The 14,514-nt window shown below is 63.1% G+C and carries 14 protein-coding genes; 1 reads left to right on the plus strand and 13 read right to left on the minus strand.

The annotated features are described in order from the left end of the window. Nucleotides 1–4: 4 nt before the first annotated feature. The 13 genes from lpxA to rpsB all read right to left on the minus strand — a co-directional run bounded on the left by lpxA (nucleotide 5) and on the right by rpsB (nucleotide 13,379). Nucleotides 5–793: an acyl-ACP--UDP-N-acetylglucosamine O-acyltransferase gene (gene lpxA, locus G3574_RS01590; protein ID WP_163960216.1), complete on the minus strand. Its 789-nt coding sequence runs from the start codon at nucleotides 791–793 to the stop codon at nucleotides 5–7. A 6-nt stretch (nucleotides 794–799) separates the two neighbouring features. After that, nucleotides 800–1,324, minus strand: coding sequence for a 3-hydroxyacyl-ACP dehydratase FabZ (fabZ, locus tag G3574_RS01595; protein ID WP_163960218.1), 525 nt, complete (start codon nucleotides 1,322–1,324; stop codon nucleotides 800–802). A 7-nt stretch (nucleotides 1,325–1,331) separates the two neighbouring features. After that, entirely contained in the window at nucleotides 1,332–2,393 is a 1,062-nt protein-coding gene (lpxD, locus tag G3574_RS01600) for a UDP-3-O-(3-hydroxymyristoyl)glucosamine N-acyltransferase (RefSeq protein WP_163960220.1), read from the minus strand. 51 nt (nucleotides 2,394–2,444) lie between these two features. Next, entirely contained in the window at nucleotides 2,445–2,903 is a 459-nt protein-coding gene (locus tag G3574_RS01605) for an OmpH family outer membrane protein (protein WP_163960421.1), read from the minus strand. Between the two features lie 133 nt (nucleotides 2,904–3,036). Next, nucleotides 3,037–5,376 carry an outer membrane protein assembly factor BamA gene (gene bamA, locus G3574_RS01610; protein ID WP_163960222.1) on the minus strand — a complete coding sequence of 780 codons (2,340 nt, stop codon included), beginning with the start codon at nucleotides 5,374–5,376 and terminating at the stop codon, nucleotides 3,037–3,039. Between the two features lie 98 nt (nucleotides 5,377–5,474). Then, on the minus strand, nucleotides 5,475–6,839 hold the full coding sequence (rseP, locus tag G3574_RS01615) for an RIP metalloprotease RseP (protein WP_163960224.1): 1,365 nt from the start codon (nucleotides 6,837–6,839) through the stop codon (nucleotides 5,475–5,477). Nucleotides 6,840–6,850: 11 nt separating this feature from the next. Continuing rightward, a complete protein-coding gene (gene ispC, locus G3574_RS01620) occupies nucleotides 6,851–8,020 on the minus strand; it encodes a 1-deoxy-D-xylulose-5-phosphate reductoisomerase (RefSeq protein WP_163960226.1) in 1,170 nt (389 codons plus the stop codon). Between the two features lie 43 nt (nucleotides 8,021–8,063). Continuing rightward, a complete protein-coding gene (locus G3574_RS01625) occupies nucleotides 8,064–8,891 on the minus strand; it encodes a phosphatidate cytidylyltransferase (RefSeq protein ID WP_163960227.1) in 828 nt (275 codons plus the stop codon). After that, the gene (gene uppS / locus G3574_RS01630; RefSeq protein ID WP_163960228.1) at nucleotides 8,891–9,649 is read right to left on the minus strand and encodes a polyprenyl diphosphate synthase; all 759 of its coding nucleotides are present in this window, start codon (nucleotides 9,647–9,649) and stop codon (nucleotides 8,891–8,893) included. Before uppS ends, G3574_RS01625 begins: the two co-directional genes overlap by 1 nt. A 362-nt stretch (nucleotides 9,650–10,011) precedes the next feature. Beyond that, nucleotides 10,012–10,572 (minus strand): ribosome recycling factor, encoded by a 561-nt coding sequence (gene frr, locus G3574_RS01635; RefSeq protein ID WP_163960422.1) that lies wholly within the window; start codon nucleotides 10,570–10,572, stop codon nucleotides 10,012–10,014. Between the two features lie 33 nt (nucleotides 10,573–10,605). Beyond that, complete coding sequence (gene pyrH, locus G3574_RS01640; RefSeq protein WP_163960229.1) at nucleotides 10,606–11,322, minus strand: UMP kinase; 717 nt, start codon at nucleotides 11,320–11,322, stop codon at nucleotides 10,606–10,608. A 269-nt stretch (nucleotides 11,323–11,591) separates the two neighbouring features. Then, the gene (tsf, locus tag G3574_RS01645; RefSeq protein ID WP_163960230.1) at nucleotides 11,592–12,473 is read right to left on the minus strand and encodes a translation elongation factor Ts; all 882 of its coding nucleotides are present in this window, start codon (nucleotides 12,471–12,473) and stop codon (nucleotides 11,592–11,594) included. 156 nt (nucleotides 12,474–12,629) lie between these two features. Next, nucleotides 12,630–13,379 (minus strand): 30S ribosomal protein S2, encoded by a 750-nt coding sequence (gene rpsB / locus G3574_RS01650; RefSeq protein ID WP_163960231.1) that lies wholly within the window; start codon nucleotides 13,377–13,379, stop codon nucleotides 12,630–12,632. Nucleotides 13,380–13,683: 304 nt separating this feature from the next. Here rpsB and map point away from each other — a divergent pair, with 304 nt between their 5' ends. Beyond that, complete coding sequence (gene map / locus G3574_RS01655; protein ID WP_163960423.1) at nucleotides 13,684–14,514, plus strand: type I methionyl aminopeptidase; 831 nt, start codon at nucleotides 13,684–13,686, stop codon at nucleotides 14,512–14,514.

Below are 14,514 nucleotides of genomic sequence, written 5' to 3' on the forward strand. Positions count from 1 at the left end.
GAGGTTATCGGACGATGCCACGATGCGAGTTGCCGAGGAATTCGCGCATCAGACGCAGGTGCGGCGCGGACGCGGGCTGGCCGGACTCCGCCTGCAGGATCGCGTCCCTGGCCTGCTCCAGCGTCAGTCCCGATTTGTATATCTGCTTGTAGGCATCGCGCAGGTGGCCGATCTGTTCGCGCGTGAATCCGCGCCGCTTCAGCCCCTCGATGTTGATGCCGTGGGGTTCGGCCGGATTGCCGGAAACCAGCACGAAGGGCGGCACGTCCTGCGTCAGGCTGGTGTTCATGCCGACGAATGCATGCTCGCCGATCTTGCAGAACTGGTGTACCGCGCTGAAGCCGCTCATGATGGCCCAGTCGCCGACATGCACGTGGCCGGCGAGCGCCGCATTGTTGGAAAAAATGGTGTTGTTCCCGACCACGCAGTCATGGGCCACGTGGACGTAGGCGAGCAGCCAGTTGTCGCTGCCAATGCGGGTCACGCCCTCGTCCTGCGCAGTGCCGCAATTGAAGGTGCAGAATTCGCGCACCAGGTTGCGGTCGCCGATCTCGAGACGGGTGGGTTCGCCGGCGTATTTCTTGTCCTGCGGCGCCCCGCCGATCGAGGAAAACTGGAAGAAGGTGTTGTCGCAGCCGATGGTCGTATGGCCTTCGATCACGACGTGCGGCCCGACCTTCGTGCGGGCGCCGATGCGGACGTGCGGCCCGATGATGGAATACGGCCCGACCTCGACCGTGGGATCGAGCTCGGCTTTCGGATCGACGACCGCCGTAGGATGGACGTTGCTCATTGCGCGTTATTGTTCGGCCGGTTGCGCGGCTTCCGCACCCTGCGGTGCCGGCGTCCCCTGGCCGGCCCGGGCGGGCTGGCTGGCGTCGCTGGCGCTGCGCATGGTGCACATCAGTTCGGCTTCGACTGCGACCTGGCCATCGACCGTGGCCTGTGCCTTGTACTTCCAGATGCCGCGGGCGACGCGCAGGATCTCGACCTGCATCTTGAGCTGGTCGCCGGGTTCGACCGGGCGCTTGAAGCGCGCGCCGTCGATGCCGACGAAGTAGACCACGCTGTTCGAGTCGGGTTTCGTGCCCATGGTCAGGAAAGACAGGAGCGCCGCGGTCTGTGCCAGCGCCTCGATCATCAGCACGCCGGGCATCACCGGCTTGTGCGGAAAGTGTCCGTTGAAGAACTCTTCGTTGACGGTCACGTTCTTGATCGCGGTGATGGTCTTGCCGGATTCCCAGTCGAGGACCCTGTCCACGAGGAGCAGCGGATAGCGATGCGGCAGGTATTCCTTGATTTGATTGATGTCGAGGGTTTTCATTGCGTGCTTACTTGGTGTCTGACGGTTTTTCAGTCAAGCGTTTTACGGTTTTTTCGAGTTCGCGGATTTTCTCACGCATCGTGGCCAGATTGCGCACGATCACGGCGCTTTTTTCCCAGTCCGCGTTTTTTGCCAGCGGGTAAAAGCCGGTGTACTGCCCCGGTTCGAGGATGGAGCGGGAAACCATGCTGCCCGAGGAAATATGGACGTTGTCGGCGATGGTCAGGTGCCCGAGCACCATCGCGGCGCCGCCGAAGGTGCAGTATTTGCCGATCTTCGCGCTTCCGGCCACGCCGACGCAGCCAGCCATGGCGGTATGGGCGCCGATATGGCAATTGTGGCCGATCTGGATCTGGTTATCGAGCTTGACGCCTTCCTCGATGATGGTGTCGGCCAGGGCGCCGCGGTCGATGGTGGTATTGGCGCCGATCTCCACGTCGTCGGCGATCACGACACGCCCGGTCTGGGGAATCTTGATGTAGGCGCCCTTCTCGCGCGCGAATCCGAAACCGTCCGCGCCGATCACCGCGCCGGAGTGGATGATGCCGCGCCTTCCGATTTCGCAGCCGGCATGGAAGCTGACGTTGGCGAAGAAATGCGACTGGTCGCCGACCCTGGCGCCGCGGCCGATGAAGCAGCCGGCATCGATCAGTACGTGTTCACCGATCACCGCGCCTGCCTCGATGGTGACGTTCGGGCCGATGCAGGCCGACGCAGCCACCCGCGCGCCGGCATCGACGCAGGCAGACGGATGGATGCCCGGCACCGCCCGGAACGCATGCTGCTCCATGAAATGCTGGGCGACGCGGGCGAAATAGGCGTAGGGGTTGTCGGCTACGATGCGAGCGCCGGCGTATTCCGGCCCGATCTCAGCGTCGTCCGCCGGCGCAAGGATGAGCGCGGCGGCCTTGCTGCGCGCGGCGTTGCTGCGAAAACGGGGATTGGAGAGGAACGTGATCTGCGACCCATCTGCGTCGTCGATGGGGGCGATGGCGTTCACTTCGATGGCGCCATCGCCGACAAGCCGGCCTCCGAAGCGTTCGACCAATTTTTCCAGCCGGGTGCCCATAGGCCTTCCTTTGCTGGGCGCCGCGAAAATGCGGACGCCCGATTCGATGCTTTACTTGTTGAGCGCCTTCAACACCTTGTCGGTGATGTCGATGCGCGGGCTGGCATACACCGCTTCCTGGAAGACGATGTCGTACTTTTCGGTTTCGGCGATCTGCTTGATGACCTTGTTCGTGCGCTCGAGCACGACGGCGAGTTCTTCGTTGCGGCGCTGGTTGAGGTCTTCGCGAAACTCACGCTGCTTGCGCTGGAAATCCTTGTCGAGGTCGGCCAGCTCGCGCTGGCGCTTGACGCGGTCCCCTTCGGACAGCAGGGCTGCATCCTTGTCGAGCTTGTCCGACATGCCCTTCAGGCGCGCGGCCATGTCCTGGAGTTCCTTGTCGCGACGGGAGAATTCCTGTTCGATCTTGGCCTGTGCTGCCTTGGCAGGCGCCGCTTCGCGGAAGATGCGCTCGGTGCTTACGAAACCGATGCGCGACCCTTCCTGCGCCTGCGTGATGCCGGGCAGCATCGCGCTGCCAACAAGGAGGGCCAGCGCGGCCAGCGAAGAAACGGAAAAATTGTGTCGGGACTTCAAGTTCATTCTCCGCAAATCAAATTGCTATTATGCCATTGCATCCAGTGACTGTCCTGCCGGGCGGCTATCAGAAGCCGGTGCCGAGCTGGAACTGGAAGGTTTGTGTCCGGTCGCCGGGCTTGCTGTTGAGCGGACGTCCGTAACTGAGCTTCAGCGGGCCGATCGGCGAGACCCAGCTGATACCTGCGCCATACGAATAGCGCAGCTGCGACAACTCCACCTTCTGCCCTTCGGCATAGACGTTGCCGCCATCGACGAAGGTGAACCAGCGCAGGGTGCGGTCCGCGCCCGAACCCGGGAACGGGAACTGCAGCTCGGCATTCGCGATCACGCGTGTGGTGCCGCCGAGCGGGTCGCCGTTGGCCGCGCGCGGTCCCAGCGACGAGCCTTCATAGCCGCGCACCGAGCCGATGCCGCCGGCGTAGAAATTCTTGAAGATGGGGTAAGGCTTGCCGCCGAAGCCATGGCCATAGTCCCACTCGCCGTTGAGCGCCAGCGTGATCGAGCGCGACAGGGGCTTGAACCACTGGTGCTGGTAGACCGCCCGGTAGTATTTCAGGTCGCCGAACGGCGCAAGCTCCAGGTTCACGCGCTGGTAGCGGCCGACCGTCGGCACCAGGGCGCTGTCCCGGCTGTCCCGCTGCCAGGCGACGGTGAGCGGGAAGCTGTTGGTCTTGGCGATGGTGCCGTCGCCGAAGTCGGTGACGTACTTTTTGTAGAGTTCCGGGCTGTCGTTGTAGCCGGCGACGCCGGTGAAGGTCTCCACGCGGGTCTGCTCCACGCCGAGGCCGAAGAAGACGGTATCGACCTCGGAGAACGGCACGCCGAAACGCACGTTCGCACCGACGGTGCGCACGATGTAGTCGCCGGTATTGACTTCGGGCGGCCGCGAGGTCCGCAGGAACATCTCGTAGCTGCGGCTGACGCCGTCGTCCGTGAAATACGGGTTGGTCTGGGAGACCGCGATGGTCCGGTTGCGGCGGCTGGTATTGACGTCGATGCCCAGCGTATTGCCGCTGCCGAAGGCGTTGGCCTGCTGGATCGAGCCCGTCAGGGTGAGCTTTTCGCTGCTGGAGAAACCGGCGCCGAGCAGAATGTTGCCGGTCGGCTTTTCGACCACCGACATGTTGACGTCGACCTGGTCGTTGTTGCCGACGACTTCCGGCGTCTCGATGTTGACTTCCTTGAAATACCCCAGGCGGTCGACGCGGTCGCGCGAGAGCTTGATTTTTGACCCGTCGTACCAGGAGTCCTCGAACTGGCGGAATTCGCGGCGCACCACTTCGTCGCGCGTCTTGTTGTTGCCGGTGACGTTGATGCGCCTGACGTAGACCCGCTTGCCCGGATCGATGAGCACCGAGAAGGAGACTTCGCGCTTCTCGCGGTTGATGTCGGGGTTGGCGTTAACGTTGGCGAAGGCATAGCCGAAGTTGCCTAGGCGCTCGGAAATGCGCTTGACGCTGTCTGCCAGCTTCTCGCCGCTGTACACGTCGCCGGCCTTCAGCGAAACGAGGGATTTCAGCTCGTCCTCGCGTCCGAGCATCTGGCCTTCCAGCTTGACGCCCGCGACGGTGAACTTCTCGCCTTCGCTGATGTTGATGGTGATGTAGATGTCCTTCTTGTCCGGGCTGATGGAAACCTGGGTGGAATCGACCTGCATTTCCAGGTAGCCGCGGTTGAGGTAGAAGGAGCGCAGCGTCTCGATGTCGCCGGTGAGCTTCTGCTTGGAATACTGGTCGGCCTTGGTGTACCAGGTGAACCAGCCCGGCGTGGTCAGGCTGACGAGGTCGCGCAGCTCCTTGTCGGAGAAGGCGCGGTTGCCGACGAAGTTGATCTGGCGGATGCGGGCGACGTCGCCTTCATCCACGGAAAAGCTGACGTTGACGCGATTGCGTTCCAGCGGCGTGACGGTGGTGGTGACCTGCACGCCATACAGGCCGCGCGACAGGTACTGGCGCTTCAGTTCCTGCTCGGCGCGGTCGACCAGCGCCTTGTCATAGATGCGTCCTTCGCCGAGGCCGATTTCCTTGAGGGCCTTGTTGAGCTGGTCCTTGTCGAATTCCTTGATGCCCGAAAAATCGACGGCGGCGATCGCGGGCCTTTCCTCGATCTGGACCACCAGCACGTCGCCTTCGACTTCCAGGCGCACGTCCTTGAAGAATCCGGTTGCATACAGCGCCTTGATCGCGGCCACGCCCTTTTCATCGGTATAGGTATCGCCGACACGCACCGGCAGATAGCTGAACACCGTGCCGGCCTCGGTACGCTGGATGCCTTCGACCCGGATGTCTTTCACGACGAAGGGATTGACGGCCATGGCATGGCCGGCGCAAAGGACGAATGCGGCGGCGGCGGCGAGACGGCGGGAGAAAACGAGCTGACTGAGACGCTGGGTTTGTAATTTCATCGGTTCTTCGTGGTCTGGGAGCGCCCGGCAAAATGCCGCCGGCGACTTGCGTCACCCCGGCGGCATGCTTCCCGGCACCCGGTGTTCCCGTTTCAACGTCAGGACATGAGTCGCATGATGTCGTTGAAGACGGCGACGGCCATTAATGTCATTAGAATGCCGACGCCGGCCCGCTGGGCGATCTCGCCGACGCGTTCCGGAATGGCACGGCCTGTCAAAACTTCCAGCGAATAATACAGTAAAAGGCCACCATCTAAAACCGGAATAGGAAGCAGATTCATCACACCCAGACTGATGCTGATGAAGGCGATGAAGGACAAATAGCTGATCAGGCCGATCCTGGCGGTCTGGCCGGCGTAGTCCGCGATGGTGATCGGGCCGGTGATGTTTTTCCAGGAAATGTCGCCGACGATCATTTTTCCGATCATCTGCAGGCTGAGCACGCTGGTGTCCCAGGTCTTGCGTGCGCCCTTGGCGATGGCGGTCGGCAGGCTGCTGCGAACGGTGGTCATTTCCGGCGCGAGGGCAACCTCCACCTTGATGCGCCCGATTTCCTGTTTTCCGCTGGTGGTCGCTTCCGGCGTAACCGCAAGGGCGAGGGTGTCTTCGCCGCGGCGCACGCTGAGCTCGAGGCGCTTGCCGGGCGATCCGCGCACCAGCGTGACGAAGGCGAGACCATCCAGCATGGGGCGCCCGTCGACTGCGAGGATGCGGTCGCCCGCCTTCAGCCCGGCGCGTTCGGCCGGCCCCCCCTCGACCACCTTGCCGAGCTCCGCCGGCGGCCGCGCCAGGTCGAGCCCGAGCTTGCCGAGGAAGTCGCCCTCCAGGTCGGACGCCTGCAGGCTGTCGAGGGGAAGGCGGACGGTGTCGATCAATTGGCCCTGCGCCGCCGGGTTCGCCTTGGTGACGTCGATCCTGGCGGGCACGCCGTCGACGGCGAGCTGCATCAGCTTCCAGCGCAGGTCAGACCAGGACGGGACTTCCTCGCCGTTGATGGCGGTGATCAGCTCGCCGCCCCGCAGGCCAGACTGGTAGGCCACGCTCTGTTCTGGGACCGCGCGCAGCCGCGGTGTCGGTTCGGGAATGCCATTGCTGTAGAGGCCGGCAAAGACCGCGATGGCGAGCAGGAAGTTGGCGATCGGGCCGGCCGCCACGATGGCGATCCGCTTCCAGACGTTCTGCCGGGTGAACTCGCGCTCCAGGTCTTCCGGCGGCAGGTTGCCGACATCCTGTTCCCGCGCGTCGAGCATCTTGACGTAGCCGCCGAACGGCAAGGCGGAGATTGCCCATTCCGTCTTGTCCGGCCCGAACCGGCGGGACCAGACGACGCGCCCCATCCCCACGGAGAAGCGCAATACCTTGACGCCGCACCAGCGCGCGACCCAGTAATGGCCAAGCTCATGGACGACGATCAGGACGCCAAGCGCAACGATGAAAGCGATCAGGGTCTGGAGGAAGGACATGGGGCACCCTTTCAGGAAATGAGGACGGCGGCGGCATCGCGCGCGCGCCGGTCCTGCTCGAGGACCGCCTCGATCGAACCTGCGGCGCCGGACGGCAGGCGGTTCAGGACCTTGTCGATCAGCTGGTCGATCATGCGGAAACCGATCTTGCCACACAGAAATGCATCGACGGCCACCTCGTTGGCGGCATTCAGTATGGTGGGGGCGGTGCCGCCGGCCGACAAGGCCTGGTACGCAAGTTTCAGGCAGGGAAAGCGGTCGAAATTAGGCTCGAAGAAGGCCAGCTGACCCATCTTGGTCAGGGAGATCTGGGCGACGCCGGAAGCGATCCGTTCCGGATAAGCCAGTGCGTGCGCTATCGGCGTGCGCATGTCCGGGTTACCGAGCTGCGCGAGCACCGAGCCGTCGACATAGGACACCATCGAATGGATGATGCTTTGCGGGTGGATGACGACCTCGATCTGTTCCGCCGGGGCGCCGAACAGCCAGTGCGCCTCGATGACTTCCAGCCCCTTGTTCATCATGGTGGCGGAATCGACGGAGATCTTGCGGCCCATGACCCACTTGGGATGCGCGACCGCTTCTTCCGGCGTGACCTCCGCCAGCGTGGCGACGTCGCGGTTAAGGAACGGCCCGCCAGAGGCGGTCAGCAGGATGCGTGCGATGCCATGCTCGGCAGGATCGCGGCCGTAGCCTTGCGGCAGGCACTGGAAGATCGCATTGTGTTCGCTGTCGATCGGCAAAAGCACGGCATTGCTTTCCGCGACCGCATCCATGAAGAGCTGGCCGGACATGACCAGCGCCTCCTTGTTGGCCAGAAGGACCTTCTTGCCGGCGCGCGCGGCGGCCAGGGTGGGCGGCAACCCGGCCGCACCGACGATGGCGGCCATGACCGTGTCGCACCCGGGACCGCTGGCCGCGTCGCAGAGCGCCTTCTCGCCGCAGGCCACCTGCGTGTCCAGGCCTTTTTCCCTGAGCAGGCCGCGCAAGGCATCGGCGCCCTCCTCCGTCCCGACGACCGCGACGTCCGGGCGAAAGCGTTCGCACTGGGCAGCCAGTGCCTCGACCTGGCGGTGGGCGGTCAATGCATGGACGCGATATTTGTCCGGATGCCTTGCGATCACATCCAGGGTGGAGACGCCGATCGAACCCGTGGCGCCAAGTATGGTGATGTTCTGCATCCTGTTCCGGAGCGCGTCGTCGGCGGGACGCGCGCTCAATCAATCATGAAGACGTGAGCCAGCCGCCCAGCAGGACGGCGAGCGGAAGGCTGGGGATCAGCGCGTCTATGCGGTCGAGCACGCCGCCGTGGCCGGGCAAGAGGTTGCTGCTGTCCTTCATCGACGCCCGGCGCTTCAGCTGGGATTCGAAGAGATCGCCAACGATGCTTGCCGCGACCATGAGCGTCATGACCGGGATGTATCCGGCCCAGCCCCAGCTGGCAAGCACCCTTGCCGCGAAGGTGTCCGAGAGGGCGGGAACCATGGTCGAGAGCGCGCCGATGACCAGCACGGCGAGCCATCCGCCGATCGCGCCTTCCCAGGACTTCCCAGGCGAAATGGAGGGCGCAAGCTTTCGCTTGCCGAAGGCCTTGCCTGCGAAATAGGCGCCGATGTCCGCAATCCAGACGATCGCCATCACCGACAGCAGGTAGAGCGCGGACCGCTGCAGCAAGGCGAGGATGGCGACGAAGCATCCCAGGATGGCGACGCCGTAGATGCCATTTAGGAGACGGTTGCCGAGGCTGTCCACCGGCGGCAGGCCGATCTTCAGGGAGGGGGTGAGGCGTACCGCCCAGATCGCGGCGCACAGGGCGAACAGGATGAAGGATTTGTCGGCCTGCCCCTGGTAGGCGACGAAAAGGAAAGCGATCGTCCAGATGCCTGCGCCGATCATCGGATGGCGGTTGCCGAAGAGCCGGAAGCTTTCCCAGGCCGCGGCCGCGAAAAAGGCAGCCGCCACCACGGTGAACAGCAGGTTGGACTTGGAGAGCAGAACCGCGACCAAAACGGCCAGGAGCACGACGGCAGTAATGACGCGGGTGCGCAGCATCAGGAGGCTTTCTTCCGCTCGACGAGCTGCTCGCTGGTGCGTCCGAAGCGGCGTTCGCGGTTTCGGTAGGAGGTGATCGCGAGGTCGAGCTGGGAGCCGTCGAAATCGGGCCAGTAGGTTTCGGTGAAATAGAACTCGCTGTAGGCGAGCTGCCAGAGGAGGAAGTTCGAGATCCGTTCCTCGCCGCCGGTGCGGATGAAGAGATCGGGCTCGGGGGCGTAGGCCATGGCGAGATGCGGAGCCAGTTGCTCTTCGCTGAAGTCGCTGGTGCCGGGATGCAGCTTCACCATCTTGCCGACAGCCTGCATGATGTCCCAGCGGCCGCCATAGTTGGCGCAGATGGTCACCGTCAGGCGGGTATTGTTCGCGGTCCTGCGTTCGGCGCTGGCGATGAGCGCCTGCAGGTTGGCATCGAAGCGGGACAGGTCGCCCACCACCTTCAGGCGGATGTCGTTGGCGTGCATCTTCGCCACTTCGCGCTCCAGCGCCGTCACGAACAGGCGCATGAGCAAGGACACTTCCTCCGCAGGCCGGCGCCAGTTTTCCGAACTGAAGGCGAAGAGGGTCAGGTATTCGATGCCGCGGTCGATGCAGGCTTCGACGACAGCCCTCACCGCTTCGACGCCCTTGGCATGCCCCGCTACCCGGGGAAGGTAGCGCTTTGTCGCCCATCTGCCGTTACCATCCATGATGATCGCGACATGGCGCGGGACGATGGCAACGTCGGGAATGGCTTGCGTAGAGCTGATATGGGTCATGTGGTACTCGCGCCCCTTGGAATGACGATATGGAAACAGGGTGTGGATCCCGGAAAAGCCTAGCTTACCGTATAGAAACAGGTTTGGGTTTGCGCCTGATCTAAAAGATCATACGCCGCCCACGCAATTCTGCTGGAACCAGGTGGTTCGCGCCAGGATGCCATGGGCCGGACCGAAACCGGACGTCCATGTTGCCTCTTTGAGCGGCACCCCGACATCGTGGGCTTGGGCGAGGAAAAGTTGCATTTCGGCTCGACGGCAAAGCGGGTTTCCGCTGCGTGCTGCCAGCCTGCCATGCAGGCGGCAGCATCGGAGACACCCTTGGTGCACTGCCGGCAGGATGCCGCCGCACCCGGCCCGCGTCAGACCGTCATGAGTTCCTTTTCCTTGTCGGCAATCATCTTGTCGACTTCGGCGACGAACTTGTCCGTCAGCTTCTGGACATCGTCCTGCGCGCGGCGCTCATCGTCCTCGGAGCAGGCCTTGTCCTTGAGCATTTTCTTGAGGGCTTCATTGGCATCGCGGCGGATATTGCGGATCGCCACCTTGGCGTCCTCGCCCTCGCCTTTCACGACCTTGACGATCTCCTTGCGGCGCTCTTCGGTCAGCGGCGGCGTCGGCACGCGGATGAGTTCGCCCTGGCTGGACGGATTCAGGCCGAGGTCGGATTCGCGGATCGCTTTTTCGATCACGCCGACCATCTTCTTTTCCCAGGGCTGGACGCCGATGGTGCGGGCATCGATCAGGGTAACGTTGGCGACCTGGCTGATCTGGGTCGGCGTACCGTAGTAATCCACCTGGATGTGGTCGAGAATGCCCACGTGGGCGCGTCCGGTGCGCACCTTGGCAAGGTCGGCCTTGAGCGTCTCGATCGACTTCTGCATCTTCTGATCGGCGTTTTTCTTGACGTCAGCGACGGTCATCATTTTCTCCTCTGTGTCAGGGGCGAGATTGCATTAAACATGAACCAAGGTACCTTCGTCCTCACCCATGATGACATTCTTCAGGGCGCCGGGTTTGACAATGGAGAACACTTTAATCGGCAGCTTCTGGTCGCGGCAGAGCGCGAAGGCGGTCGCGTCCATGACCTGCAGGTGCTTGGCGATCGCCTCGTCGAAGGTGATCGTGGAGTAGCGGGTGGCGTTGCGGTCCTTGTTGGGATCGGCGGTATAGACGCCATCGACCTTGGTCGCCTTGAGGACGATTTCGGCGCCGATTTCCGAGCCGCGCAGGGCCGCCGCGGTGTCCGTGGTGAAGAACGGATTGCCGGTGCCGGCGGCGAAGACGACGATCTTGCCTTCCTCGAGGTATTGCAGCGCCTTCGGGCGCACATAGGGCTCGACCACCTGCTCGATGCCGATCGCCGACATGACGCGCGCGGTCAGGCCGGCGCGGCGCATGGCATCGGCCAGGGCCAGCGAATTCATGACCGTGGCCAGCATGCCCATGTAGTCGGCGGTGGCGCGGTCCATGCCCTGCGCACCCGGCGCGACGCCGCGAAAAATGTTGCCGCCGCCAATGACGATGGCAAGCTCCACGCCCAGCCGTGCGACTTCCGCCACGTCCTCGACCATGCGCTCGATGGTGCCGCGATTGATGCCATAGGCATCGTCGCCCATCAATGCTTCGCCGGAGAGTTTGAGAAGGACACGCTTGTACGCAGGTTTCGACATGTGGCTGGACTCCAAAAAGTGTTCCGGACGAAGGTCATCGTCCGCAGTGCTGCTGCGCGGCCAGGCGTTCCTGTTGGGAGCGCCGGCCGCCGGGTTGTTGCTTGAATGAACCGAGGGCATCCCTCAGTCTTGCTGGAACGCAAGCGGCGCCTTCAGAGTGGCGCCGATCGGCAAGGGGTTCCACCAAGACTCAGGCATCCCCGCGTGACATCCGGCATGCGCGCACGCCGGACGCCCGCGACAAAACGGGCCTTGCGGCCCGTTTGTCATTATGCCTGACGCGCGGCTGCAACCTGGGCTGCAACCTCGGCGGCGAAATCGTCCTGCTTCTTCTCGATGCCTTCGCCGACGACGAACATGGTGAAGCTCTTGACGGTCGTGTTCGCGGCCTTGAGCATCTGTTCCACGGTCTGCTTGTCGTTCTTCACGAAAGGCTGGTTGAGCAAGGAGACTTCCTTCAGGTACTTCTGCACCGTGCCTTCGACCATCTTGGCGACGATATCGGCAGGCTTGCCCGACTCGGCTGCCTTCTGGGTGGCGATGGAGCGCTCTTTCTCGATCAGGTCGGCCGGCACGTCGCTGCTGGACAGGGCGACCGGCTTCATGGCGGCGATGTGCATGGCGACATCCTTGCCGACCTGCTCGTCGGCGCCGTCGAACTCGACGATCACGCCGATGCGGGTGCCGTGCAGGTAGGAAACCAGCTTGCCGGTGGTTTCATAGTGCTTGAAGCGGCGGAAGCTCATGTTCTCGCCGATCTTGCCGACCAGCGCCGCGCGGACTTCGTCCAGCGTCTTTTCGCCGGCGGGCAGCGCGGACAACGCGGCCACGTCGGCCGGGTTCTTTTCCGCGGCCAGGCGGGCAGCGGTCCTGGCCAGCTCGAGGAATTCTTCGTTCTTGGTCACGAAGTCGGTTTCGCAGTTGACTTCGATAAGCGCGCCGACGCCGCCGGAAATGTAGGCTGCCACGACACCTTCGGCGGTGATGCGGGATGCGGCCTTGGAAGCCTTGCTGCCCAGCTTGACGCGCAGGATCTCTTCCGCACGGCCCATGTCGCCTTCGGCCTCGGTCAGGGCCTTCTTGCATTCCATCATCGGCGCGTCGGTCTTCGCGCGCAGTTCGCCTACCATCGCTGCTGTAATTGCCGCCATGTTCATTCTCCTGATTCAGTTTGCGTCTTGTGGACGCGGGAATTCAAATTACGTTCAGTGCGCGGCCGCATGGCCGCCGGATGCCGCGCCGGCTAAAAAAAAGGGGCGAACGACTGTTGCCCCTTTTTCATGCCCGGCTGTCGGGGCCGCAGGGGATCAGGCCTGCTCGTTGACCTCGACGAATTCGTCGGCGCCGCCCTTGACTGCCTCAAGGACTTCATTGGTTGCGTTCGCACGGCCTTCCAGGATCGCGTCCGCCACGCCGCGGGCGTAGAGGGTGATGGCCTTGGAAGAGTCGTCGTTGCCGGGGATGACGTAGGTGACGCCTTCCGGGGAGTGGTTGGTATCGACGATGCCGATGACCGGGATGCCCAGCTTGGCTGCCTCGGTGATGGCGCCCTTGTGGTAGCCAACGTCGATCACGAAGATCGCGTCAGGAATGCCGCCCATGTCCTTGATGCCGCCGATGGACTTCTGCAGCTTTTCCATTTCGCGCTGGAACATCAGGGCTTCCTTCTTGCTCATCTTCTCGACGGAACCGTCTTCGATGGCGGCTTCCATGTCCTTCAGGCGCTTGATCGAGGTCTTGATGGTCTTGAAGTTGGTGAGCATGCCGCCGAGCCAGCGCTGGTCGACGTAGGGCATGCCGGCGCGCTGGGCTTCGGCGGAGAGGATCTCGCGTGCCTGGCGCTTGGTGCCGACGAAGAGGATGGTGCCGCGGTTGGCGGCCAGTTGACGGATGTACTTCATCGCCTCCTGGTACATGCCCAGGGTCTTTTCCAGGTTGACGATGTGAATCTTGTTGCGGTGGCCGAAGATGTAGGGGGCCATCTTGGGGTTCCAGAAGCGGGTTTGGTGGCCGAAATGGACACCTGCTTCCAGCATTTCGCGCATGGTAACGGACATGTTTTCTCCAGGGTTAGGTCTTGAATCGCGCCAGTGACCTGCCAGGTCATGTCTGTTCGGCAGGCACCCTTGTCGGCGCGCATTCGCGGATCAAGGTAAAAATACTTCGGTTCGAAACGATTAGCCCGGCTGTGACCGGCATGTACCGGACAGCATTCAAGCTAACCCGCGATTCTACCCGATTTTTACTTTCCTGTTCAAGATGGAACGCCTGCCCACCGTACGCCTTTTCCCTTGGTCGACTATAATTTCACCTTGACCACGACCTCTTTCTACCAGCCAGGCTTCCCCGCCGGCCGGCACCATTATGAGCATTTCGATCAAGACTGAAGAAGACATCCAAGGCATGCGGATCGCCGGCCGACTCGCCGCCGAGGTTCTCGACTACATCGGGCCTTTCGTCAAGCCCGGCGTGACCACCGGCGAACTCGACCGGCTTTGCCACGAGTACATGACCAACGTGCAAGGCACCATACCCGCACCCCTTAACTATTGCCCGCCCGGCTACACGCCCTACCCCAAGGCTACCTGCACCTCGGTCAACGACGTGGTCTGCCATGGCATTCCCGGCGACAAGGTACTGAAGAACGGCGACGTCCTGAACATCGACATCACCGTCATCAAGGACGGCTACCACGGCGACACCAGCCGCATGTTCTTCGTCGGGGAACCCTCCATCCTCGCGAAGCGGCTGTCCGAGATCACCTATGAGTGCATGTGGATCGGCATCGCGAAGATCAAGCCCGGCGCCCACCTCGGCGACCTCGGCTTCGCCATCCAGCAGCATGCGGAAAAGGCGGGCTACAGCGTGGTGCGCGAATTCTGCGGCCACGGCATCGGCAAGATCTTCCATGAAGAACCCCAGGTGCTGCACTACGGCCGCCCCGGCACGCTCGACAAGCTGGTGCCCGGCATGATCTTTACGGTCGAGCCCATGATCAACGCGGGCCGCCGCGAGATCCGCGAAATGGGCGACGGCTGGACCATCAAGACCAAGGACCGCAGCCTGTCGGCGCAGTGGGAGCACACCGTGCTGGTGACGGAAACCGGCTACGAAGTGCTGACCGTATCGGCCGGCATGCCGCCGCCGCCCGCATTCATCGACCCGTCCAAGAACAGCACGGTCCCGGCCTGA

The organism is Noviherbaspirillum galbum (genome assembly GCF_010974945.1).
GTDB classification, from domain to species: Bacteria; Pseudomonadota; Gammaproteobacteria; order Burkholderiales; family Burkholderiaceae_D; genus Noviherbaspirillum; species Noviherbaspirillum galbum.